The sequence below is a fragment of the Fructilactobacillus frigidiflavus genome, assembly GCF_044054575.1.
GTDB lineage: Bacteria > Bacillota > Bacilli > Lactobacillales > Lactobacillaceae > Fructilactobacillus > Fructilactobacillus frigidiflavus.
Genome location: NZ_CP168716.1, coordinates 1,464,085 through 1,487,524, shown reverse-complemented (window position 1 = coordinate 1,487,524; position 23,440 = coordinate 1,464,085). Strand labels below are relative to the sequence as shown.

Below are 23,440 nucleotides of genomic sequence, written 5' to 3'. Positions count from 1 at the left end.
CATGATTTATTTTGATAACAGTGCCACAACTAAAGTTGATGATGACGTTTTAAGTACCTATCAAAAAGTTAGCGAAAATTATTGGGGTAACCCTTCCAGCTTGCATAATTTTGGTGAGAAATCATTTAATTTATTACAACAATCACGGAAACAAATTGCTGATCTTTTAGGCGTTGCTCCCACTGAAATCTATTTTACAAGTGGAGGAACTGAAGGTGACAACTGGGTAATCAAAGGTACCGCAATGGCAAAACGGGAATTTGGTAAACACATTATCACCACTCAAATTGAACATGCTGCGGTTAAAAATTCTGCTGCTGCTTTAGAAGAACTAGGCTTTGAGGTAACTTATTTACCAGTTGATGCAGAAGGCCGGATTTCTGCCAAAGATTTAGAAGCTGCCATTCGTCCAGATACCATTTTGGTATCAATTATGGCTGTTAATAATGAGGTTGGAGCAATTCAACCACTTGATGAAGTGGCAGCAGTTTTGAAAAAATACCCTAAGATTCATTTTCACGTTGATGCCGTGCAAGGAATGGCAAAGGGAATTCATGATTTGATTTTTACTGACCGAGTTGATTTTATTACCTTTTCTGGACATAAATTTCATGCACCACGAGGAATTGGCTTTATTTATGGAAAGAATGGCCGCAAGCTTAGTCCGTTGATGGATGGTGGTGGTCAAGAACGTGGTCAACGTAGTGGAACCGAAAATCTATCTGCTATTGCTGGAATGGCTAAAGCCGTGCGACTTGTTAAAGACCATGAAACTGAGACAATTGCAGAAGAACAAGCAATTCGGGAAAAAATTTATAATCACATCAGTCAATTTGATAAAGTAAAAGTTTTTTCAAGATTAAATGATCATTTTGCACCACATGTTCTTTGTTTTGCCATTTTGGGAGTCAAAGGGGAAACAATTGTGCATGCTTTTGAAAAAGATGGAATTTATATATCAACTACTAGTGCTTGTTCTTCTAAAAAAGGCGTAACTTCTGGTACACTAGATGCAATGGGAATTCCCCAATCAGAAGCTAAAAGTGCAGTACGGGTTTCGTTAGGTGATCATAATCGACTAGCCGAAGCAGATAAGTTTAATGAAGTTTTTGATAAACTTTATGATCAATTTAAAAAATTAAGTTAATGGTTACTATTTTATAGAAAAGAAGTGAAGATTTGAAATATAGTGAAATTATGGTTAGATATGGTGAACTATCTACCAAAGGAAAAAATAGACGGGATTTTATTCGTCAATTAGGGAAAAATGTCCGAGACGTTTTAACGGAATTTGAAGGAATTGAAGTTTTAGCGCAGCGGGATCGCCTACATGTTATTTTAAATGGAAACGATGCTACTCCAGTGATGAAAGCAGTTGGAAAAGTTTTTGGAATTGAAACATACTCACCAGTTGTAAGATTACCCAAAGATGCCACGCTTGAAGAAATTCAAAAAACAGCCCTTGAAATGATTAGTGAACAATATGAAGAGGGACAAACCTTTAAAATTACCACTAAACGGCAAAACAAAGATTATCCATTGAATACTTATGGGCTTGATAACGGAGTTGGGGGCTATGTTTTAGACAACATTGAAGGCATTGATGTGCAAATGAAACAACCTGATATTGAACTCCGAGTTGATGTGCGTTTGACTGGAATTTATTTATCCAGCGTTACCATTCAAGGAGCTTTAGGGCTGCCAGTTGGAACTGGTGGGCGAGCAACGATGATGTTATCTGGAGGAATTGATTCTCCCGTTGCCGCTTACATGGCCATGAAGCGAGGCGTGAAAGTCGATATGATTCACTTCTTCAGTCCTCCTTACACGAGTCAACAAGCCCTTGCGAAAGCCAAAGATTTAACGGTTAAGTTAACGGCTTTTGGGGGAACAATTGATTTTATTGAAGTTCCTTTTACTAAAATCCAAGAAGATATTAAAGAAAAAGTTCCGGAAGGTTACTTAATGACCATTCAGCGACGGATGATGCTTCGAATTGCGGCGGCAATTACATTAGACCGTCATTGTAATGGGGTCTTTACCGGAGAATCATTAGGACAAGTTGCCTCACAAACGATTGAAAGTATGCGGGTGATTAACGAAGTAACTTCATTACCAGTTTTACGGCCACTTCTTTCTTTAGATAAGACCGAAATTATTAAGATTGCCCGTAAAATTGATACCTATGATCTTTCAATTATGCCTTTTGAAGATTGTTGTACAATTTTCACACCACCATCACCTAAGACCAAACCTGATTTAGATAAGACCATCAAGTTTGAAAAGAACATTGATGTTGAGGGCTTAATGAAAATGGCACTTGAAAATCTTAAGGTTACTAAAGTTCGGGTCGGTGATGATTATTTAAACGCCCAAAAAGACGTTTTTGCAGAATTACTATAAAAAATGGTTTAATGGTTGACGAATTTTAATTTGTTGAGTATTATTACTGTAAATATAAATGCGTTGAGCAAGAGGATTAATTGAGAAGCTTTTTAGCGAGAGAACGACAGTGAAAGGTTCTTAGGCTATCTATTAATTGTAGCTTGTGAGCAGATATAGTGAATTAATAATAACTATGTCCGGTACGACCGTTATTCGTTTTGAGTTGGGATTATGAAAATAATCCAATTTAGGTGGTACCGCGAGCATTCGTCCTATTTTATAGGATGAATGCTTTTTTATTTAATTTAAATGAGGTGAAGTTATGTCAAAAGAAGTAGAAATGTCTACCAAATTCGATCCCCAAGAAGTTGAAAAGGGGATGTACCAAAAATGGCTTGATGCTGGAGTTTTCAAACCCAGTGGTGATCAAAAAGCAAAACCATATTCCATTATTTTGCCACCCCCAAATGTTACTGGAAAGTTGCATTTAGGTCATGCTTGGAATACCACTTTACAAGATATGTTAATCAGACAAAAACGGATGGAAGGTTACGACACCCTCTGGCTTCCAGGAATGGATCACGCTGGAATTGCAACTCAAGCTAAAGTTGAAGCCATGCTTCGGGAAAAAGGAATTTCTCGGTATGACCTTGGTCGCGAAAAATTTATTGATCAAGTTTGGGAATGGAAAGATAAGTTTGCGGATACCATTCACCAACAATGGGCCAAACTGGGACTTTCATTAGACTATAGTCGTGAAACCTTTACGCTGGATGAAAATGTTTCCAGAGCTGTTCGCAAAGTCTTTGTGGATTTATACAATCAAGGGCTCATTTACCGGGCGAAATACATCATTAACTGGGATCCACAAGCTAGAACAGCCTTGTCAGATATCGAAGTTGAACACAAGGACGATAAAGGAGCTTTTTATCACGTTAAATACAAATTTGCGGATGGAACCACTTTTAATGGCAAAGATTACATTGAAATTGCCACCACTCGTCCGGAAACTATGTTTGGTGATACTGCCATTGCCGTTAATCCAAGTGATGACCGATACAAAGAACTAGTTGGTAAGGAAGTTATCGTGCCGTTAGTAGACCGTAAAGTTCCAATTATCGCTGATCATTACGTTGATATTGAATTTGGAACTGGAATGGTAAAAATTACCCCAGCTCATGATCCTAATGACTTTAAAGTTGGAAAACGTCATGATCTTGCTGAAATTAATACAATGAATGAAGACGCTTCTATGAACGAAAATGCCGGTAAATATGAAGGTATGGATCGGTTTGTTGCTCGAAAAGCAATGGTTAAAGATCTTGAAGATCAAGGTTACATGCTACGCGTTGATCCAATCGTGCATGCGGTTGGTCACTCAGAAAGAACTGGGGTTCAAGTTGAGTCACGGCTCTCCACGCAATGGTTTGTTAAGATGAAACCACTTGCTGAAGCCGCAATGAAGAACCAAGAAACGGACGATGCCGTTAACTTTGTGCCTAAACGTTACGAACATACCTTTAAACAATGGATGGATGATGTCCATGACTGGTGTATTTCACGTCAATTATGGTGGGGTCACCAAATTCCTGCTTGGTATAACAAAGAAACTGGTGAAATGTACGTTGGTGAATCAGCTCCGAAAGATCCCGAAAACTGGGAACAAGATCCTGATGTTTTGGATACTTGGTTCTCATCTGGACTATGGCCCTTTACTACGATGGGTTGGCCAGATCAAGATTCAGAAGACTTCAAACGTTATTTCCCAACTTCAACTTTAGTTACTGGTGATGATTTGGTCTTCTTCTGGATTTCTAGAATGATTTTCCAAAGTTTACATTTCACGGGTCGTCGTCCTTTCAAGGATGTCTTACTTCACGGTTTGATTCGTGACCAAGAGGGTCGCAAAATGAGTAAGTCACTTGGAAACGGAATTGATCCAATGGATGTAATTGCTAAGTATGGTGCGGATGCACTTCGCTGGTCATTATCTACGGGAACTACACCGGGACAAGATGAACGTTTCAGCTATGACAAAGTGGATGCTTCTTGGAAATTCGTTAACAAAATCTGGAATGCCAGTCGTTACGTAATCATGAATTTAGGTGAAATGAATGCACCAACGGTTCCTAATGAAGCAGAATTAAATCTATCAGATAAGTGGATCCTTTCTCGTTTAAACAAAACGATTGCCCACGTAACGGAAAACTTTGATAAGTATAACTTTGGAGAAGCTAACCGAACTTTATATGACTTTATCTGGAATGATTTTTGTGATTGGTATATCGAAATGAGTAAGGAAATCCTTACTGGTGATGACGAACAAGCAAAAGCCAAAACTAGAAATGTGTTAGCCTACGTGCTCGACCAATTCTTACGTCTATTACATCCAGTGATGCCATTTGTAACTGAAAAAATTTGGTTATCAATGCCACATGAAGGGGATTCATTGGTTACAGCCGCTTATCCAGTTGTAAATGAAGCCTTTGTTGATGATAAGGCCGAATCCGACATGAATCACTTGATTGAATTAATCAAAGCTGTACGGAATATTCGAGCTGAAGCCAATGCTCCATTAGGTAGTCCCGTTGATATTTTGGTTAAAACTAACAATTCCGAACTTAAAGATGTCTTTGAAGCAAACCGAGAATACATTGATCGGTTTGGTCACCCAAGTAAATTGGAAATTGGTGCTGACGTAACCGTCCCTAAATTATCAATGACTTCTGTGATTAGTGATGCAGAAATTAGCATTCCATTAGCTGAATTAATTGATCTAAATGATGAAGCAGCTCGGCTTGAAAAAGAAGTTAAGAAGTTTGAATCAGAAGTGAAGCGGGCTAAAGGTAAATTAGCAAATGAAAAATTTGTTAAGAATGCACCTGCAAAACTGGTTGAGGAAGAAAAGGGTAAGCTAACTGATAACGAAAATAAATTAGTAGCTACCAAGAACCGCTTAACCGAAATTAAAGCTGCAATTGAAAAATAAAAATAAAAAGTCCAGCTATGTAGCTGGACTTTTTTGAAAGGTTAAATTTGTGTTGAAAAATTATGATGAAGCAGTGGCCTATATTCATTCACGTCCACGCTTAAGAAAAGAAACCACGCAAAAACGGATTTTACATTTACTCGCTAAATTAGGCAATCCCCAACGTCAGGTCAAAGCTGTGCACGTTGTTGGAACCAATGGCAAAGGTTCAGTTGTCGCTTATTTAATGAATTTGTTACAGGGCATCAATCAAAAAGTAGGAACTTTTACATCTCCTTTCATGATCCGCTTTAACGAACGAATTAGCATTGATGGCAACCCAATTTCTGATGGTGATTTACTCGGATTAGTTAATCAAGTTAAACCCATCATTGATGAAATTGATGCAAACGACCAGGAGCTAGGTCCATCAGAGTTTGAAGTACTAACCGCTCTCATGTATCTCCACTTTGCCCAACAAAAAGTTGACATAGCCATTGTAGAGGCCGGGATTGGGGGAGAAAATGATTCTACCAACGTTGATGACCAGTCTTTGCTGACAATTATCACAACTATTGGAATGGATCACATGCAGCTGTTGGGAGATACAATTCAAGCGATTGCAAAAACTAAAGCAGGAATCATTAAAAGCCAAACTCCCACGGTGGTTGGAAAAGTTCCTAAAGAAGCCTTACAAGAGATTCAAGTGATTGCTAAACAAAGGGATAGTCAATTGGTGATTGCTGATCAAGATTATGTAGTGAGTTCGACTGATAAATCAGAGTTTAATTATGAAAGTAAAATGATTTCGATTCAGCAAATTAAAATTAAAATGTTAGGCCAATTTGAAAAGGAAGATGCCGGAATTGCAATTGCTGCTTTTATTAAATTAAATCAGCTGAAATTTAAGCTAACTAATTCAGTACTTGTTTCAGACATTAAAAACCAAATTCAAAAAACGATGTGGGTGGGGCGGATGGAACCGATTAAATCAGACCCATTAACCATTATTGATGGTGCTCATAACGTTCCGGCCATGCAAAAGCTAACCGAAAGTTTACAAGAGTATGCAACTTATCAGATTGATTTAGTAATGGCCGTCTTTGCTGATAAACAATATCAACAAATGCTAGCAATTTTGGAACCCATGCCTAACGTTAATTTATATCTCACGTCCTTTGTGCCCGATGAAAAGCGAAAAGTGGCAGATTTTAGTTTTGCTCATGCAGACAAAGTTCATTATCATCCAGATTGGAAAAAATTAATTAATAAATTAACTAAGCAAGATGCTGCTAGAGAAAACCGAATGATTGTCATTACGGGATCATTATTGTTTATTGCAGAAGTTAGAAAGCACTTATTAGGAAATTAAGAAAAAGCTAAACTTTCGATACCGAATTAGGCCTTAAATAAATCAACATTATGGTATACTTAACCTATTAATATAAAAATTAATATAAAAAATCAAAAATAAATAATTATAAAGGGATGAACGATTTGTTAGGTTTAGGAAATAAAAATATTGGTATCGATTTAGGTACCGCAAACACTTTAGTGTATGTTGATGGAAAGGGAATTGTTCTTCGCGAACCATCAGTAGTTGCTAAAAACACTAAGACTGGCGATATTGTAGCAGTTGGAAATGAAGCCCAAGCCATGATTGGCCGAGCACCAGCTAGTATTGAAGTGATTCGTCCAATGCGTGATGGAGTAATTGCCGATTACGACACCACCGTTTCAATGCTTAAATACTACATAGAAAAAGCCCTCGGAGGTCGTGGTAATCGTCCTTACGTGATGATTTCAGTTCCAAGTGGAATTACGACGGTAGAAAAACGGGCCGTGATTGATGCTGCTCGAGTAGCAGGTGCCCGTGATGCATATGTGATTGAAGAACCATTTGCTGCTGCGATTGGTGCTGGTTTACCAGTTATGAATCCAACAGGTAGTATGGTTGTAGATATGGGTGGTGGTACCACTGATGTTGCTACAATTTCACTTGGTGGAATTGTTTCATCACGTTCCGTTCGAATGGCTGGTGATAAATTAAACGAAGCCATTGTTTCCTACATTAGAAAAAACTATAATCTTTTAATTGGAATTCCAAGTGCTGAAAAATTAAAGATGGATGTTGGTTCAGCTTCAATTGAAAAAGCCAAAGACATGCAAGGTGCTACAGTTCGTGGTCGTGATTTATTAACTGGATTACCAAAATCAACTGAGGTAACCGCTGAAGATGTGGCCATTGCAATTCATGAAGATTTATTAGAAGTGATTAGTGCCATTAAAGATACTTTAGAAGCAACTTCTCCAGAAATTTCAGCCGATGTGGTTGATCACGGAATTGTTCTAACTGGTGGTGGTGCCTTAATCAAAAACTTAGATGAAATCATCGCTGAAGCTACTCAAGTTCCAGTTACCGTTGCACAAGATCCGTTAGACTGTGTCGCTAAAGGAACTGGTGAATCACTTAAGAGTATTGAAGTTATGAAGAAAAAATAATTCATGATAAGCGGGTTTTACCCGCTTATTTGTTTTATCTTTTTATTGGGGGATTATTATGCATAAATTTTTTTCTAGTCGTAACTTAGTTATCTTCGTGGTTTGTTTGGTAGCAAGCGTTGGTTTAATTGGTGGAACGGCGGCGGTTAGAAATAATCGAGCAACACCAACCATTATTCAAACAATTGGAAATGATGTTGTAGGTTTGGGTGATCGGGTAATTGCTGTACCTGCTAGTGGGTTTAGCAAGTTGTTTGGATCCGTCGGAAATTTAATTAATACCTACCAGGAAAATAACTATTTAAAGGCAAAGGTTCAAAAAGTTCAAGCAACTCAAGTTCAAAATGCGGCTTTGAGTAATGAAAATAAAGCTTTGAAGCAGCAGTTAAATTTAAATAAAACTTTAACTGGGTATCATGCCATTAATGCAGCTGTTCTTTCAAGAACTCCGTCGAATTGGCAACAACAAATCATTATTAATAAAGGATCCCTAGCCGGAATTGAAAAAAACATGTCAGTGATTGTTAATAAAGGACTAATTGGTCGGATTATTGAAGTTAATAAAACGAACAGTAAAGTAGAATTGATTACAGATAGTGGTGATTCTGCTAGTCATTTTTCAGTTCAAGTGCAAGGGAATAAAACGATGGTTGATGGTTTGATTTCTGGCTACAATAACGGAAACAATGAATTGGAAATGGGAAGCTTGACCGCCAAAGATAAAATTAAGCGGGGGGCTAAAGTCATGACCAATGGTTTAGGTGGAGTAACACCTAAAGGGCTCTACGTTGGAACGGTAACTGGAGTTTCTAGTGCTGCTGATGGAACTTCTGAGCAAATTAACATTAAGCCAGCTGCCGATACGAGAAATATTGATGTCGTTACAGTAATTGGTAAAGAATAGTAAGGAGAGCGATACATATGTTGAAAAAATCAAAATATCGTCTGCTCTTTATCATTGGGTTATTTATTTCGTTTTATTTAGAAGGGGCTTTAATGCACGCTTTCCCTTATCTACTGGCTGGTAAATTTCCAATGGTTCCTTACTTAACAATTACATGGTTGATTTTTACCGTTTTATTTAGCGATCGTAATCAAAAAATTCATATTTATTGGTGGGCTTTTGGAATAGGAATCTTATACGATTCTTATTATATTGGGGTACTAGGAATTAATACCGTTATTTTTCCACTTGTAATTCTCGTAACAAAATTGATTCTAGAGTATGTTGATGAAAACATTTATAGTTCAACGATGATTTATTTAATTGATATCATTATTGTATTAGTATTGGGCTATACAGGTGGAAGAATGAGCCATTTAGTTTACTTTTCTGGTATTCATTTTTTTGCGTATGCATTTGGACCAACTTTATTACTTAATTTAGTAATCTTTTTGGTACTCTATTTTCCAATCAGTTTGTTATTTGATAAGTATAGAGAATAGGAGCTAGTTGTTTATGAAGAGTGTTGTGTTAAAGGGAACCCAAAATGGATTCGAAGTCATATTAAATGATGCTGATAGTTTTGAAGAAATTAAAAATGAATTTACGGAACTACTAGATCAGTTAGTGAAAAAGTCTGACTATTCTACTAAAAAAGGCATGCATTTTGATATTATTACTGGTAACCGAGCTTTGTCAGTTGAACAAAAACAAGCATTACGTGATATAGTAAATAAAAGAGATAATCTTGTAATTAATGAGTTTAAAGCGGATGTTATGTCAAATGACGAAGCTTATCATTTACGTGATGAAAACCGGGTAACCATCATCGATCAAACCATTCGGAATGGTCAAGATTTAAAAATTAAAGGTGATGTGCTTTTCTTAGGTAAAATTCACAAAGGTGGAAAGCTAATCACTAATGGTAATTTGTTTTGCATGGGTAATGTCGAAGGAATTGTGCAAGTTGGTTTTCCCGTTGACGAATCTAAGCTAGCGGTTGGGAATTTTCACAGTGCGCAACAAGTTCGAATTGGGGAACAAATCGAAGTTATTGCAGATAAAAAAGAAGAAATTTCAGAGAACTTAAGAACAGTTGTCTATGTTAATGGATTGCATTCGATTTCATATAGCAATTTAGATAATATTAAAGAAATTAGTCCTAAGTTCTTTAGTAGAATTGGAGGAATGTAAGAATGGGTGAAGCCATCGTAATTACATCTGGTAAAGGTGGAGTAGGAAAAACAACTACTTCCGCTAATATCGGTACAGCCTTGGCCTTAATGGGCAAAAAAGTTTGTTTGATGGATTTAGATATTGGATTACGGAACCTTGATGTTGTATTAGGGTTAGATAATCGAATTATGTACGATATTGTTGATGTGGCTAAGCAACGAGTAACATTAACCAAAGCCTTGGTTAAAGATAAACGATTTGGAGATAATTTTTATTTACTTCCAGCTGCTCAAAATACCGACAAAAATGCTTTAACTGAAGCCGATGTTAAGAAAATTGTTGATGAACTAAAACCACAATTTGATTATGTATTAATTGATTGTCCAGCTGGGATTGAACAAGGTTTCTTAAATTCGGTTGCTGGAGCTGATTGTGCGATCATCGTTACTACTCCTGAAATCTCAGCTGTTCGTGATGCTGATCGGATTGTTGGATTGTTAGAAAAACATCCAATGAAAGAAGCACCTCGATTAGTGATTAATCGAATTCGGCCTAACATGATGGATAATGGTGAAGTAATGGATGTCTCAGAAATCACTCATCACTTAGGGGTTAAATTACTTGGAATCGTAATTGATGATGATCAAGTGATTGCCACTTCCAATCACGGAGAACCAATTGTCTTAAATCCAGATAATCCAGCTTCTGAAGGATATCGTAATATTGCTAGAAGAATTCTTGGGGAAACGGTTCCTTTAATGCAGATTAAAGAAAAGAAGCAAAGTTTCTGGACAAAACTTAAACGAGTATTTAAGTAATAAATGATCAATTCCTTAGAATAAAATCTAAGGAATTTTTATTTTGGAGGAAAATATGCAGCAAGAGTTAACAACCGGAGTTCATTTTAATTTTGAAAAGCAAAATAAATTTAAAAATGTAGCAATTTCAATCGACTTCATCGAACCGCTTGCTAACGATAACTTAGTGGAGCGGACGATGGTAGCTGAAATGATGGAAAATTATAGTACTAAATATAATTCTAAACTTAAAGTAGCTCGGAAATTAGCTGAATTATATGGAGCACGCTTTGGTACCAATCTTTTTAAAGTGGGAGATGTGGTTGCTTTGCGAGTCGGTATCACCTTTATTAATGAGCACTTTTTGAATGATAACATTAATTTAGTTAATCAAATTTGCGACTTTTTGCAAGAAATGATTTTTCATCCGTACTTAATTGACGAAAGTTATCCAACGGGACCCTTTGAACTACAACGCAATAATTTAGTTGATTATTTAAACAATCTCAATGACAACAAAAAATATTATGCCGCTCGTCAAACCAAAAAATTGTATTTTGCTGATGATCCACAAAATGCCAAATTAATTTTTGGAGATGTTGCAGATTTAGCAACAGTTACGCCCCAGCAAGCAGCTGATTACTATCATAAGATGATTAAGCAAAACGAGATTTATATTTCCGTCCAAGGAGATTTAAATCAACAACAACTTACTAATTTGAAACAGCATTTTCAATTTACACCCAGACCTAATTTAATGGTGAAAATGAAAACTAATGCTGCTAATCGTCCACTAAGACAACAGACTGAGCTAGCAGTGCAAAAACAATCACAGTTAGATTTAATGTATGATTTTCCGGTTAACCTTAAATCAGATGATTATTATGCAGCTTTAGTGATGAATGCCTTATTGGGTGGTTCAGCGACTTCTTTGATGTTTTTAAACATTCGAGAACGGGAAAGTTTGGCTTACTATATTTCAAGTAGTTACAATTCAACCATGGGATTTTTTATGATTCAAAGTGGAATTGACGGGAATAATGCCGAAAAGGTTCGGGTTATGATTCAGCAACAAATCAATAATTTGATTGAAGGTAATTACGCTGAAAGCTTATTAAATAAAGTTAAAACTTCCTTAATCTCAGGTTATTTAACTAATTTTGATAGTGAGCGCAAGTCATTAAATGATTTGTTTATTAAGGCTTTGGTTAATCAACCAGTTAGTAAAAATGAATGGATTTCAAACGTTAAAGCAATCGATAAAGCTGACATTGCAGCTGTAGCCCGAAAACTAGTTTTAAAATCAGTTTTTTTATTAAAGGGAGAAAATGATGAATAAAATTAGCTATGAACAATTTGATGAAACGGTTTATCAAACAACCTTGAAAAATGGATTAAAGGTAATTATTAATCCAAAACCTAAATTTAACTCGACTTATGCTAGTTTGTCAGTAGAGTTTGGCTCAATTAATACTTTAATTAAATCAGGCCAGGAAATTAAACCATTACCAGCTGGGATTGCTCATTTTATGGAACATAAACTATTTGATAAGCAAAACTATGATAGTAGTGATTTGTTTGCTAAATTTGGGGCAGAAAATAATGCTTTTACTAGTTTTAATCAAACCAGTTATCTTTTTTCAGCAACGACTGACTTTTCACAAAACTTTAAGACGTTACTTGATTTAGTGGAAAAGCCATACTTTGATAAACCCAAGATTGCAAAAGAGCAAGGGATTATTGGGCAAGAAATTATGATGTATCAAGATGATCCTAGCTCCCGAATTTATTTTGATACAATTGCGAACTTATACAGTAATTCGCCGTTAAGTTTTGATATTGCCGGAAGTGTGGAATCGATTTTTGAAATCACCCCAGAAGAACTATATGCGACTTATCAGCAGTATTATGTACCGAATAATATGACCTTGGTAGTCGTGGGAAAGGTTGAAGTGGCAGCAGTGATTGATGAAATTGAACATCATTTTAAACCCTTAGCTAAAAATAAAACGGTGGCGGAATTAAAAGCACTTGTAAATCAAAAAATTGAAACTGCTCCAGTAATTCCATATACTGAAACGACCATGGGACTTGCTACTCCTAAAATTGGATTAGGAATTCGAGGACCACAACCACAGTTGTCTGGGACTGCTGCGGCCCGTTATGAACTAGCATTAGGCATGTTTTTGGAATTAATTTTCTCAGAGGATTCTGATATTTATCAGGATTTATATGATCAGCAAGTCATTAATGACTCATTTGGTTTTGATTTTGATATCGAACCAGGATACCAGTTTTTGATTTTTGCAGAGGATACCCCTCAAACAGAACAATTTTGTGATGTTATTTTAGCTAAAATTAAGGACTGCCTAGTCCATCCTAGCCAGATTGAACAACAATTTGCACTAATTAAAAATGAGGAGATTGGTGATCATTTTGCTTTAATGGATTCAATTTCTGGGATTGCTAATCAAATGGGTGATCGCTTAAATGGTTTTACTAATGTTTATGATGAAGTAGCTATCATTAAAAACTTAACTTTTGCTGAAGTTTTAGCAGTGGCAAAAGATTTCTTTGCGAACAGTCAAACCACCCGAAACGTTATTAATTAAGATAAACTAAATTTTTTTCAAGTTTCATTGTGATATACTGACAGTAATTAAATGAATTGGAGTTGAAAAAATGACAGAAGAAAATTTAAACCCTAAGGTAAATATTGGGGAAAAACTAAAATCTGCCAGAGAAAGTGCTGGACTTTCGATTGATGCAGTGCAAAAGGATACTAAGATTCAAAAGAAATACCTAGTAGCCTTAGAAAATAACGATTTTGCAGCGCTTCCTGGTAAGTTTTACGTTCGAGCTTTTGTTAAAGCTTTCGCTAATGCCGTTGGTTTAAATGGTGATCAATTTGTACGCCAATACCTTCCAGAAGAAAACTTCACTGGAACAGTTAAGTCAGACGCTCAACCAGTCAAAGAGCAAAATCCAACGAGCTCTCGGGTGGTACGGCCAACGAATTCAGCGGCTGATCGCCAAGACAAAATTGATTTCCGTAAATATTTACCAATTGGAGTCATTGGAGCAATTGTGGTAATTGTACTAGCGGTGGTTGTTTTTGCCGTAGTTAAAACCCATAACGATAGTAGTAATGCTGCACCAGCAAACTCTAAGGTAACCGTTTCTAACGAGGATGCTGAAAAGAAAAAAACGTCAAAGAAGAAAAAAGCAACGAAACAAAATTCGCTTAAAAAAGGCGAAACTAAAATTGAAGCCGTTAAAGATACCACGTCTGATTTTAACGTCCAAACTGGTGATGAAACTTCAAAATTAGAGTTAGGGGCCACTCAAGCTGCGAATGCAACGGTTAAAGTTAATGGTAATCAAGTTTGGTCAGGAGCTTTAGCAGCTAATTTGAATCATACCGTTGATCTTCCGAAAGATACGAAGGACGTTAACATTGCATTAACGAATGCTCCCGTATCTAGCGTTAAGTTAAATGATAAGGCAGTAGTTATGTCAGCACCAGCACAAGGACAAAGTGCAACTCAAAGACAAATGAACCTTAAATTTAACAACTAGGTTTGCGAAAGGATGACGATCTGTTGAACAATGGATCGTTTTTCTGCTTTTTAAGTAAGAAAGGAACTTTAAAAATGAATTTACCGAATAAATTAACCATGTTTCGAATTTTCTTAATTCCCGTTTTTCTAATTTTGTTGGCGGTCCCAATGAGTTTAGGGAATCTGATTATTGCGGGAACTTTAATACCCGTTGTGCAATTATTAGCTGCGTTAGTTTTTATTGTGGCTGCTTTAACTGATTTTGCGGATGGTCAAATTGCGAGACGTCAGCATTTAGTGACTAATTTTGGAAAGTTTGCTGATCCGTTAGCCGATAAAATGATTGTGATGACTGCATTTATTATGCTAGTTGGTGATGGTAGTGAAAACGTAGCGGCCTGGATTGCAGCGATTATTGTTTGTCGTGAACTTGCGGTAACGGGACTTCGTTTAATCATTGTCCAAAATGATGGTGAAGTAATTGCAGCGGCTTGGTCTGGTAAAATCAAAACCTTTTTTGAAATGATCGCTGTGATTATTTTATTGTTAAACAACGTTTTCTTTGCTAATTTTGATTTTCCAGCTGGCCAAATTTGTCTATATATCGCATTAATTGCTGCCGTTTATTCTGGAATTGAATATTTTTATAAGAATCGAAAAGTATTTTCTGACTCATTTTAATGAAGGAGGGATTTATTAATGAATGCTGAAATAATTACGGTAGGAACTGAAATTCTACTGGGAGAAATTGTTGATACTAGTGCACCTTTCATTGCACGTCGGTTAGCGAACTTAGGCATCGATGTCTATTTTGAAGATACGGTTGGCGATAACTATGCACGCCTAGAAGCTACCATTAGCTTAGCTGAGAGTCGGAGTGATTTAGTCGTTTTAACTGGTGGACTTGGACCAACAGAAGATGACATTACTAAGATTTCTTTGGCGCAACACTTAGGCCTAGATTTAGAAACTGATCCAAAGGCATTGAAGACAATTAACGACTTTTATGCGACCTATGCGTTAGGCAAGCCTAGTAATGCGGATATGATGGCTAAATACATCGAGGGTGCTGAAATCCTACCAAACGAAAAAGGTTTTGCTGTGGGAATGTTTTTAAAAACGGACGCTTGTGATTATTTAGTATTGCCTGGACCTCCAGTTGAAATGCAAGCCATGTTTACTAATTTTGCTATGCCAAAATTAGCAGAATTAACGAATGGAAATTCATTAATTGACTCACGGGTACTACGTTTCTTTGGAATTGGGGAAACGGAATTAGAAAAAGATTTGAAACCGTTAATTGATAAGCAAACTAATCCAACCTTAGCCACCTATGCTAAACGTAATGAAGTAACTTTACGAATTACTGCGAGTGGGTCAACCAAGGCTGAAATCAAAAAATTACTGGATGATATGGAAAAACAAGTCTTAGCAATTGTTGGACAGTATTTTTATGGTTATGGGGATAATAATTCCCTTGAAAAAGTGGTCGTTAATTTATTGAAACAAAAAGGATTAACGGTAACAGCTGCGGAATCATTAACGAGTGGGATGTTCCAAAGTCGCCTTGGAAACGTTGCTGGAGCTTCAGAGGTCTTTCCCGGTGGTTTTGTGACTTATTCTGCCAAAGCTAAAGAACAGCTCTTAACCATTCCAGAAACTTTGATTAATGAGTATGGGGTAGTTTCAGCTGAAACTGCCGAATACATGGCTAAAAACGCTAAAGCTGAGATGAAAACGGACGTTGGTGTTTCCTTTACTGGAGTCGCTGGACCTGATAGCCTTGAAGGCCATCCAGCTGGATTTTTCTGGGTGGGGTTAGCTTTACCAGACGGAAAAGTAATTACTAAAAGCGTGAACTTTGCCAAAGCTCGTAATGAAGTTCGGGATTATGCTACGAAGACTGGTTTCAAGTTAATTTATGATAATTTAAAGTAATTTAGGAAAGGGATAACTAAAATGTTATTCTTTTTTAGTATACTTAGTTGACACTTAATTTTTTTAACATTAAACTTAATAAGTGGTTAGTTTTTAAACTAACTTTAAATCAAAGATTAATTAGGTGGTACGGAGGTAAAATGATGGTATTTACTATTATTGGAAGCGCCGCTATCGCTATAATTGTTGGATTTTTAATTGGTCAAAATACTCATAAACGAGTAGTTGAAAAGAAATTAGATGCTGCTCACAAAAATGCTAATGACATTATTTCTGATGCTGAGAAGAAAGCCAAAAGTGCTTTAAAAGAAGCAACTTTAGAAGCTAAAGAGAACGGTAATGCTTACCGGGCTAAGGTGGAAAAGGGACTTAAAAAGCGTCGTGCTGACATTCAACGTCAAGAAGATCATTTGTTAAAACGTGAAGAATTATTAGATCGAAAAGATCGAGCATTTGAAAAGCGCGAAGATAGTCTTAATCGTCAGGAAGAAAAGATTAGCAATGAGAAAAAAGTCTTGGTTAAGAAACAACAAGATGCAGATGCACTTATTGAGAAAAGGCAAGCAGAGGTTACCAAGGCCTCTTCTTTAACACAAGAAGAAGCCCGTAACTTAGTAATTGCAGAAATTAAAAAAGATTTGGCTGATACTAGGGCCCAAATGATTAAACAAAATTACGAAGCAGCTAAAAAAGAATCTGCTCGTGATGCTAAGAATTTAATCGTGGAAGCCTTGCAACAAAGTTCAGCTGATATTGTTTCTGAAACTACTGTGTCGGTTGTGACGCTTCCTAATGATGATATGAAAGGTAGAATCATTGGACGAGAAGGTCGCAATATTAGAACTTTTGAAACACTGACAGGAATTGATTTAATCATTGATGATACTCCTAACGCAGTTGTTTTAAGTGGTTTTAACCCTGTTAGACGCGAAATTGCTAAGATGGCCCTTGAAAAGCTAATTAAAGATGGTCGAATTCATCCCGCTCGCATTGAAGAAATGGTTGAAAAGAGTAAAAAAGAACTTAACCAATTGATTCAAGAAACTGGGGGAAATGTAATTTTTGACCTTGGAATTCATTCGATGAATCCCGATTTAGTTAAGTTAGTTGGACAACTAAAATACAAGCTCTCTTATGGGCAAAATGTTTTATCACGTTCGATTCAAGTTGCCAAGTTAGCTGGAGTTTTTGCGGCCGAATTAGGTGAAGATGTTACTTTAGCAAAGCGTGCTGGATTATTGCATGAAATTGGAAAGGCTTCTTCCAACGGAACGGATGAATCTTACATTGACGCTGGAATTGATATTGCCAAGAAATATGGTGAAAATTCCGTTGTCATTGACTCAATTCGTTTGGGAGAACCAGGTAGTGAACCACATAGTATGGTCGCTGAATTGGTGGAAGTTGCTGATCGAATTTCGATTGCTAGACCGGGAGCCAAAAGTGACTCCCTTGAGAGTTTTGTTCATCGTTTAGAAAAACTTGAAGACATTAGTAATAGCTTCCCTGAAGTAGAGAAGAGTTACGCAGTTCAAGCTGGACGAGAAATTAGAGTAATTGCTCAGCCTAACAAAATTTCTGATTCACAAGCAATTGTGTTAGCTCGTGAAATTAAGGATAAGATTGAGGATGAAATGGATCATCCTGGTCATGCTAAGGTGACAGTTGTTCGTGAGACTCGTGCAGTTGATTATGCAAAATAAAAAAGACCCGTTGTGGTCTTTTTTTATTTTGTTTTTTCCGTGTTAAAATAGGTTAGACGTAAGTAAATTAGAATGGCGGAGAAAAAATGCAAATTTTATTTGTTGGTGACGTGGTTGGTGAATTAGGGATGGACATGGTAAACCAGTATTTACCATTACTAAAAAAAGATTTAAAACCGCAACTAACCATTGTGAATGGGGAAAACGCAACTAAAGTAGGCCGTGGAATTAACGAACGGTTGTTTAAACAAATTATGAAAGATGGAGCCGACGTAGTTACTTTAGGTAATCATGCTTGGAATAATCCTGATATTTTTAATTTTATTGATGAAACCAAAAAATTAATTAGGCCTTTGAATTATCCCGGACGTGATGTTCCTGGAAAGGGTTATTGTGAATTAAATATTAACGGAATTAAAGCGGCAGTAATTAATTTACAGGGTCGAATTTTTATGGAAGAAACTGATGATCCCTTTGCTAAAATCGACGAAGTATTAAACCAGTTGCAAGAAGAAAAATGTACGATTATTTTTGTTGATATGCACGCTGAAACGACCAGTGAAAAAAAGGCCATGGCGATGTATTTAGATGGTCGGGTTTCCGCAGTAGTTGGAACGCATACTCATGTCCAAACTAATGATGGTCACGTCCTTAAAAAAGGAACGGCTTTTTTAACTGATGTTGGTATGACAGGACCTGACGATGGGGTGATTGGTATGCAATATGAACCAGTCATTAACAAGTTTTTAACTTCACGCCCCAATCGGTTTGAAGTGGAAACAAATGGTGATGGAATTTTATCCGCTTGTTTAATTGATGTTGATAAAAAAGATGGCCACGCTAAAAAAATAAAAACAATTATGATTAGTAGAGATCATCCCTACCAAAACTAATAAGGAGTAGAGCTGATGGCAAAGAAAAATACAGCGATGATGGAACAATATCAGAAAATCAAGGATCAATATCCAGATGCTTTTTTGTTCTATCGAATCGGTGATTTTTATGAACTATTTAACGAAGATGCGATTAAGGGTGCGCAAATTCTAGAATTAACGTTAACGGCACGAAACCATAAAGCCGAAGATCCAATTCCAATGTGTGGCGTGCCACATAAAGCAGCGCAAGGATATATCGATACTTTGGTTGACCAAGGATATAAGGTGGCCATTTGTGAACAAGTTGAAGATCCAAAGTTAGCTAAAGGAATGGTTAAACGGGAGGTTATTCAACTCGTAACGCCGGGGACACAAACAGATAATAAAGCTGAGACGGCCAAGGATAATAATTATTTGGCTAGTGTAGTTTATAGTGAGACTGTCGATCAATACGGTTTTGCATACATTGAGTTATCAACGGGAGAATTAAAAGTTACGTTACTTGATAATCCTGACGCAGTTTTAAATGAGGTGATTAACCTTAATTCAAAAGAAGTAGTCCTGGATGATAGCATTGGTTCAACCATTGTAAGCAATTTAAAAAAATTAGGTATTTTAATTTCTTACCAAAATACCATTGATGAAGCCAATGGCTCCGAGATTATCACTAATATTGATAATCAATTATTACGGCAATCCGTAAATTTATTATTAACGTACGTGGCTGAAACCCAAAAACGGAGCCTTTCCCACATTCAACCAGCTCAATCGTATCAAACGAGTTCATTTTTGAAGATTGATCACAATTCGCAATATAATTTGGAATTGTTGAAAAATATTCGTACGGGCAAAAAATCTGGGACCTTATTATGGGTTGTTGACGATACGAAAACGGCCATGGGTGGTCGTAAATTAAAGCAGTGGATTGAACGTCCGCTAATCAAACCTCAAGAAATCAACGCTCGCCAAACTTTAGTTGAAACTTTATTAGATAGTTATTATGAACGAAATGAATTACGTGAAGCTTTGATTAAGGTGTATGACTTAGAACGTCTAGCCGGCAGAATTTCCTTTGGTGGGGTTAATGCTCGTGATTTAACGCAACTCAAATCTTCGTTAGCACAAATCCCCCAAATAAAGCACGTCTTAAACCAACTTGAGACCCCCGGCTTTCAACAAATTTATGAGCAGCTTGATGATGTTCATGATGTTTACCAATTAATTGACGAGGCAATTGTGGCAGATGCGCCGATTTCAGTTAAAGATGGTGGCATTATTAAACCAGGTTATAATGACAAACTTGATCAGTATCGGGATGCGATGCAAAATGGGAAAAAATGGTTAGCTGATTTGGAAGCTAAGGAACGACAGCTTACCGGGATTAACAATCTAAAAATTGGATATAATCGAGTTTTTGGATACTTTATCGAAGTTACCAAGGGCAACATTGCAAAGCTGGATGACTCACGCTATAATCGCGTGCAAACGCTAACGAATGCAGAGCGGTTTTCGACTCCAGAATTAAAAGCAAAAGAATCATTGATTTTAGAAGCCCAAGAAAAGTCACGTAGTTTGGAATATGACATTTTTGCCGGAATTCGTGAACAAATTAAACAACAAATTCCGCGGGTCCAAAAATTAGCAAGCGGAATTTCAAGTCTGGATGTCCTTCAAAGTTTTGCGACAATTAGTGAACGAGAACAATTTGTGAAGCCCCAGTTTAATCATAATCAACTCTTAAAGCTAACTAATGCACGTCATCCGGTCGTTGAACAGGTAATGGGTTCACAAAAATACGTCCCCAATGACGTCTTAATGGATCAACAGACTGGAATTCTTTTGATTACGGGTCCCAATATGTCTGGTAAAAGTACGTATATGCGACAGTTAGCCCTAATTGTAATTTTGGCGCAAATGGGATGCTTTGTTCCAGCCGAATCCGCAGAGATGCCAATTTTTGACCAGATTTTTACGCGGATTGGAGCAGCGGATGACTTGATTTCTGGTAAAAGTACTTTCATGGTTGAAATGAAAGAGGCTAATCAAGCCATTCAAAATGCAACGGAAAATAGTTTGATTTTATTTGATGAATTAGGTCGTGGAACTTCTACGTACGATGGGGTTGCTTTAGCCCAGGCCATTATCGAGTATATTCATGATAAGGTCCATGCTAAAACATTATTTTCAACGCATTACCATGAATTGACGGGCTTAAGCACTGAACTGCAGCACTTAAAAAATGTTCACGTTGGGGCAACTGAAAAAGATGGCAAGTTAATTTTTCTGCATAAAGTTTTAGATGGGGCTGCTGATAAGTCTTACGGAATTAATGTAGCTCAATTAGCTGGACTACCTGATGATCTGCTAGCTCGGGCACAATCAGTGTTAGATCACTTTGAAAGTAGTAATCAAGCTTCGCCTCAAGATCCACATTTAGCAATTGAACCAAATAATGCACCAGTTGAAAAACAACCAGATGAAGAACAACAATTAGAATTATTTAAAGTGGAAGAACAACTTACCGCAGCACAGCAGTTAAGCAAAAAGGAATCTAAAATTGTGAAAGAAATTGGACAAACTGATTTGATGAGCTTAAACCCAATGGAAGTCATGAACTTGGTTTACCAGTGGAAACAAAAATTAAACCAAAAGTAAGGAGGAATTGAAATGGGGCAAATTCATCAATTATCAAATGTTTTATCTGATCAAATTTCAGCGGGTGAAGTAATTGAACGGCCAGCTTCAGTGGTCAAAGAATTAATTGAAAATTCAATTGATGCAGGTAGTACGAGAATCGATGTTGAGCTAGCTGAAGCAGGATTACAAAGCATTAAAATTACCGATAATGGGAGTGGAATTGCTCCAGATCAAGTCCAACTAGCTTTTAAACGATTTGCAACTAGTAAAATTAATCAGCAAGCAGACTTGTTTAAAATTCATTCCCTTGGTTTTCGGGGGGAAGCTTTGCCAAGTATTGCTTCAATTTCAGATGTTACGATGAAAACTTCTGATGGTGAACATGAAGGTAGTGAAATTCACATTCATGGTGGGAAGCTAGTGAAGCAAACTCCAGCTGAAATTCGGCGGGGCACGACCGTGGAGGTTCAAGAGTTATTTTTTAATACTCCGAATCGGTTAAAATATTTAAAATCGAACGCGACTGAATTAAGCAAAATTACGGATATTGTGAATCGCTTGGCCTTGAGTCATCCGGAAGTGGCCCTTTCTTTGTACCACAACGACCGAGAATTATTACGGACTTCTGGAAGAAATAACATGCAGCAAGTAATTGCTGGAATTTATGGCAATCCTAGTATGAAAAAAATGATTGCCATTGAAAATGAAAATCAGAAGTTTAAATTAACCGGGTTTACGAGTTTGCCAGAACTAACGCGAGCAAGTCGCAAGTATATTTCCGTCATCATTAATGGTCGCTTTGTGAAAGATTATGCTTTGAATCATGCAATTATTGATGGTTATGGGTCAAAATTGATGGTGGGTCGTTATCCCGTTTCGGTCATTAATGTAGAAATGGACCCTAGCTTAATTGATGTCAATGTTCATCCAACCAAGCAAGAAGTACGATTGCTTGATAGTCAGGAATTGAGTAATTTTATTGCAAAATCGATTTATGCTGCTTTGAGCAAGCAGAACTTGATTCCAGATGCTCTGGATAATCAATCTTTAAAACGTGGGCTAGCTGACCATAATACCATGGAAGTGGCCTTGAACTTCGATGAATTAGACAAGCAAACTACGGCTACAGAAACGTTAACGAGTTCCGTAGCCGTTGATCAAGGAACCGAACCCGTTGCAGCAGTTTCGACCATTGACAATCAGCCTAGTTCAGAACCGGTATTGGTTAAAACAAAGGCCGACTTAACTAATCCAAATGTGTTGGAATTTAAAAATTATTACCTAAACGAACGACCGGACTCCCCGTTTGGCAAGCAAACTCAGCCAGAAGTTGAAACGGAACGATTTCCCCAGTTACGGTTTATTGGACAGGTCCACGGCACCTATTTAATTGCTGAGAGTCGGGATGGTATGTACATCGTTGATCAGCATGCGGCGCAAGAACGGATTAACTACGAAAAATTTCGTAAACAAGTTGGAAATGTGACCGCGGATGAGCAAAATTTGTTAGTGCCAATTGTCCTTGATTATCCAGCTAGTGATGCTTTGGCAATTAAAGGTCGGTTGGATTTATTAGAATCGGTTGGAATTAAACTTGAATCATTTGGAAATAATAGTTTTGTGATTCATCAACATCCCACTTGGTTTGAAAAAGGACAGGAAGAAACCACCATTAGAGAAATGATTGATTGGGTGCTTAAAAATGATAAATTAACCACGGCCGCCTTTCGGGAGCAAGCCGCAATTATGACCAGTTGTAAGCAAGCAATTAAGGCTAATCATCATTTAGATCAAAAACAAGCTCAAGCCTTGCTAGATAATTTACACAATTGTGAAAATCCGTTTAATTGTCCTCATGGGCGACCGGTCTTAATTCATTTTTCACCCAGTGACTTGCAGACCATGTTTAAACGAATTCAAGATCCCCATGAAGCAAATGGTTGGGAATAAAAACGA

The 23,440-nt window shown here is 37.0% G+C and carries 18 protein-coding genes and 1 other annotated feature; all 18 genes read left to right on the top strand.

Translation table 11 applies throughout. The features are described from left to right. Position 1: 1 nt before the first annotated feature. The 18 genes from ACEPSS_RS07510 (at position 2) to mutL (ending at position 23,434) form a co-directional block, all read left to right on the top strand. Positions 2 to 1,147, top strand: coding sequence for a cysteine desulfurase family protein (locus ACEPSS_RS07510; RefSeq protein WP_395318808.1), 1,146 nt, complete (start codon positions 2 to 4; stop codon positions 1,145 to 1,147). A gap of 32 nt (positions 1,148 to 1,179) precedes the next feature. Beyond that, complete coding sequence (thiI, locus tag ACEPSS_RS07505; RefSeq protein WP_395318806.1) at positions 1,180 to 2,403, top strand: tRNA uracil 4-sulfurtransferase ThiI; 1,224 nt, start codon at positions 1,180 to 1,182, stop codon at positions 2,401 to 2,403. Positions 2,404 to 2,457: 54 nt separating this feature from the next. Further along, positions 2,458 to 2,663: a binding site (T-box leader), on the top strand. 44 nt (positions 2,664 to 2,707) lie between these two features. After that, complete coding sequence (locus ACEPSS_RS07500) at positions 2,708 to 5,374, top strand: valine--tRNA ligase (protein WP_395318804.1); 2,667 nt, start codon at positions 2,708 to 2,710, stop codon at positions 5,372 to 5,374. A 49-nt stretch (positions 5,375 to 5,423) separates the two neighbouring features. Then, positions 5,424 to 6,725 (top strand): bifunctional folylpolyglutamate synthase/dihydrofolate synthase, encoded by a 1,302-nt coding sequence (locus tag ACEPSS_RS07495; RefSeq protein WP_395318802.1) that lies wholly within the window; start codon positions 5,424 to 5,426, stop codon positions 6,723 to 6,725. A gap of 125 nt (positions 6,726 to 6,850) precedes the next feature. After that, complete coding sequence (locus tag ACEPSS_RS07490) at positions 6,851 to 7,855, top strand: rod shape-determining protein (protein WP_395318801.1); 1,005 nt, start codon at positions 6,851 to 6,853, stop codon at positions 7,853 to 7,855. Positions 7,856 to 7,913: 58 nt separating this feature from the next. Next, on the top strand, positions 7,914 to 8,759 hold the full coding sequence (gene mreC, locus ACEPSS_RS07485; RefSeq protein ID WP_395318799.1) for a rod shape-determining protein MreC: 846 nt from the start codon (positions 7,914 to 7,916) through the stop codon (positions 8,757 to 8,759). A gap of 17 nt (positions 8,760 to 8,776) precedes the next feature. Beyond that, positions 8,777 to 9,301: a rod shape-determining protein MreD gene (gene mreD / locus ACEPSS_RS07480; RefSeq protein WP_395318797.1), complete on the top strand. Its 525-nt coding sequence runs from the start codon at positions 8,777 to 8,779 to the stop codon at positions 9,299 to 9,301. A gap of 13 nt (positions 9,302 to 9,314) precedes the next feature. After that, a complete protein-coding gene (locus tag ACEPSS_RS07475; RefSeq protein WP_395318795.1) occupies positions 9,315 to 9,992 on the top strand; it encodes a septum site-determining protein MinC in 678 nt (225 codons plus the stop codon). A 2-nt stretch (positions 9,993 to 9,994) separates the two neighbouring features. After that, the gene (minD, locus tag ACEPSS_RS07470) at positions 9,995 to 10,792 is read left to right on the top strand and encodes a septum site-determining protein MinD (RefSeq protein WP_395318793.1); all 798 of its coding nucleotides are present in this window, start codon (positions 9,995 to 9,997) and stop codon (positions 10,790 to 10,792) included. Between the two features lie 55 nt (positions 10,793 to 10,847). Then, positions 10,848 to 12,110 carry an EF-P 5-aminopentanol modification-associated protein YfmF gene (yfmF, locus tag ACEPSS_RS07465; RefSeq protein ID WP_395318791.1) on the top strand — a complete coding sequence of 421 codons (1,263 nt, stop codon included), beginning with the start codon at positions 10,848 to 10,850 and terminating at the stop codon, positions 12,108 to 12,110. Continuing rightward, positions 12,100 to 13,383, top strand: coding sequence for an EF-P 5-aminopentanol modification-associated protein YfmH (yfmH, locus tag ACEPSS_RS07460; RefSeq protein WP_395318789.1), 1,284 nt, complete (start codon positions 12,100 to 12,102; stop codon positions 13,381 to 13,383). The genes yfmF and yfmH overlap by 11 nt, the downstream gene beginning before the upstream one ends. 70 nt (positions 13,384 to 13,453) lie before the next feature. Continuing rightward, positions 13,454 to 14,350 carry a helix-turn-helix domain-containing protein gene (locus ACEPSS_RS07455; RefSeq protein ID WP_395318787.1) on the top strand — a complete coding sequence of 299 codons (897 nt, stop codon included), beginning with the start codon at positions 13,454 to 13,456 and terminating at the stop codon, positions 14,348 to 14,350. A 74-nt stretch (positions 14,351 to 14,424) separates the two neighbouring features. Continuing rightward, entirely contained in the window at positions 14,425 to 15,012 is a 588-nt protein-coding gene (gene pgsA / locus ACEPSS_RS07450; protein WP_395318785.1) for a CDP-diacylglycerol--glycerol-3-phosphate 3-phosphatidyltransferase, read from the top strand. 18 nt (positions 15,013 to 15,030) lie between these two features. Next, complete coding sequence (locus ACEPSS_RS07445) at positions 15,031 to 16,269, top strand: competence/damage-inducible protein A (RefSeq protein ID WP_395318783.1); 1,239 nt, start codon at positions 15,031 to 15,033, stop codon at positions 16,267 to 16,269. Positions 16,270 to 16,412: 143 nt separating this feature from the next. Then, positions 16,413 to 17,972 (top strand): ribonuclease Y, encoded by a 1,560-nt coding sequence (rny, locus tag ACEPSS_RS07440; protein ID WP_395320528.1) that lies wholly within the window; start codon positions 16,413 to 16,415, stop codon positions 17,970 to 17,972. 86 nt (positions 17,973 to 18,058) lie between these two features. After that, positions 18,059 to 18,865, top strand: a complete 807-nt coding sequence (locus ACEPSS_RS07435) for a TIGR00282 family metallophosphoesterase (protein ID WP_395318781.1) — start codon at positions 18,059 to 18,061, stop codon at positions 18,863 to 18,865. A gap of 15 nt (positions 18,866 to 18,880) precedes the next feature. Beyond that, positions 18,881 to 21,502, top strand: coding sequence for a DNA mismatch repair protein MutS (gene mutS / locus ACEPSS_RS07430; protein WP_395318779.1), 2,622 nt, complete (start codon positions 18,881 to 18,883; stop codon positions 21,500 to 21,502). 12 nt (positions 21,503 to 21,514) lie between these two features. Next, positions 21,515 to 23,434: a DNA mismatch repair endonuclease MutL gene (gene mutL, locus ACEPSS_RS07425; RefSeq protein WP_395318777.1), complete on the top strand. Its 1,920-nt coding sequence runs from the start codon at positions 21,515 to 21,517 to the stop codon at positions 23,432 to 23,434. Positions 23,435 to 23,440 lie beyond the last annotated feature (6 nt).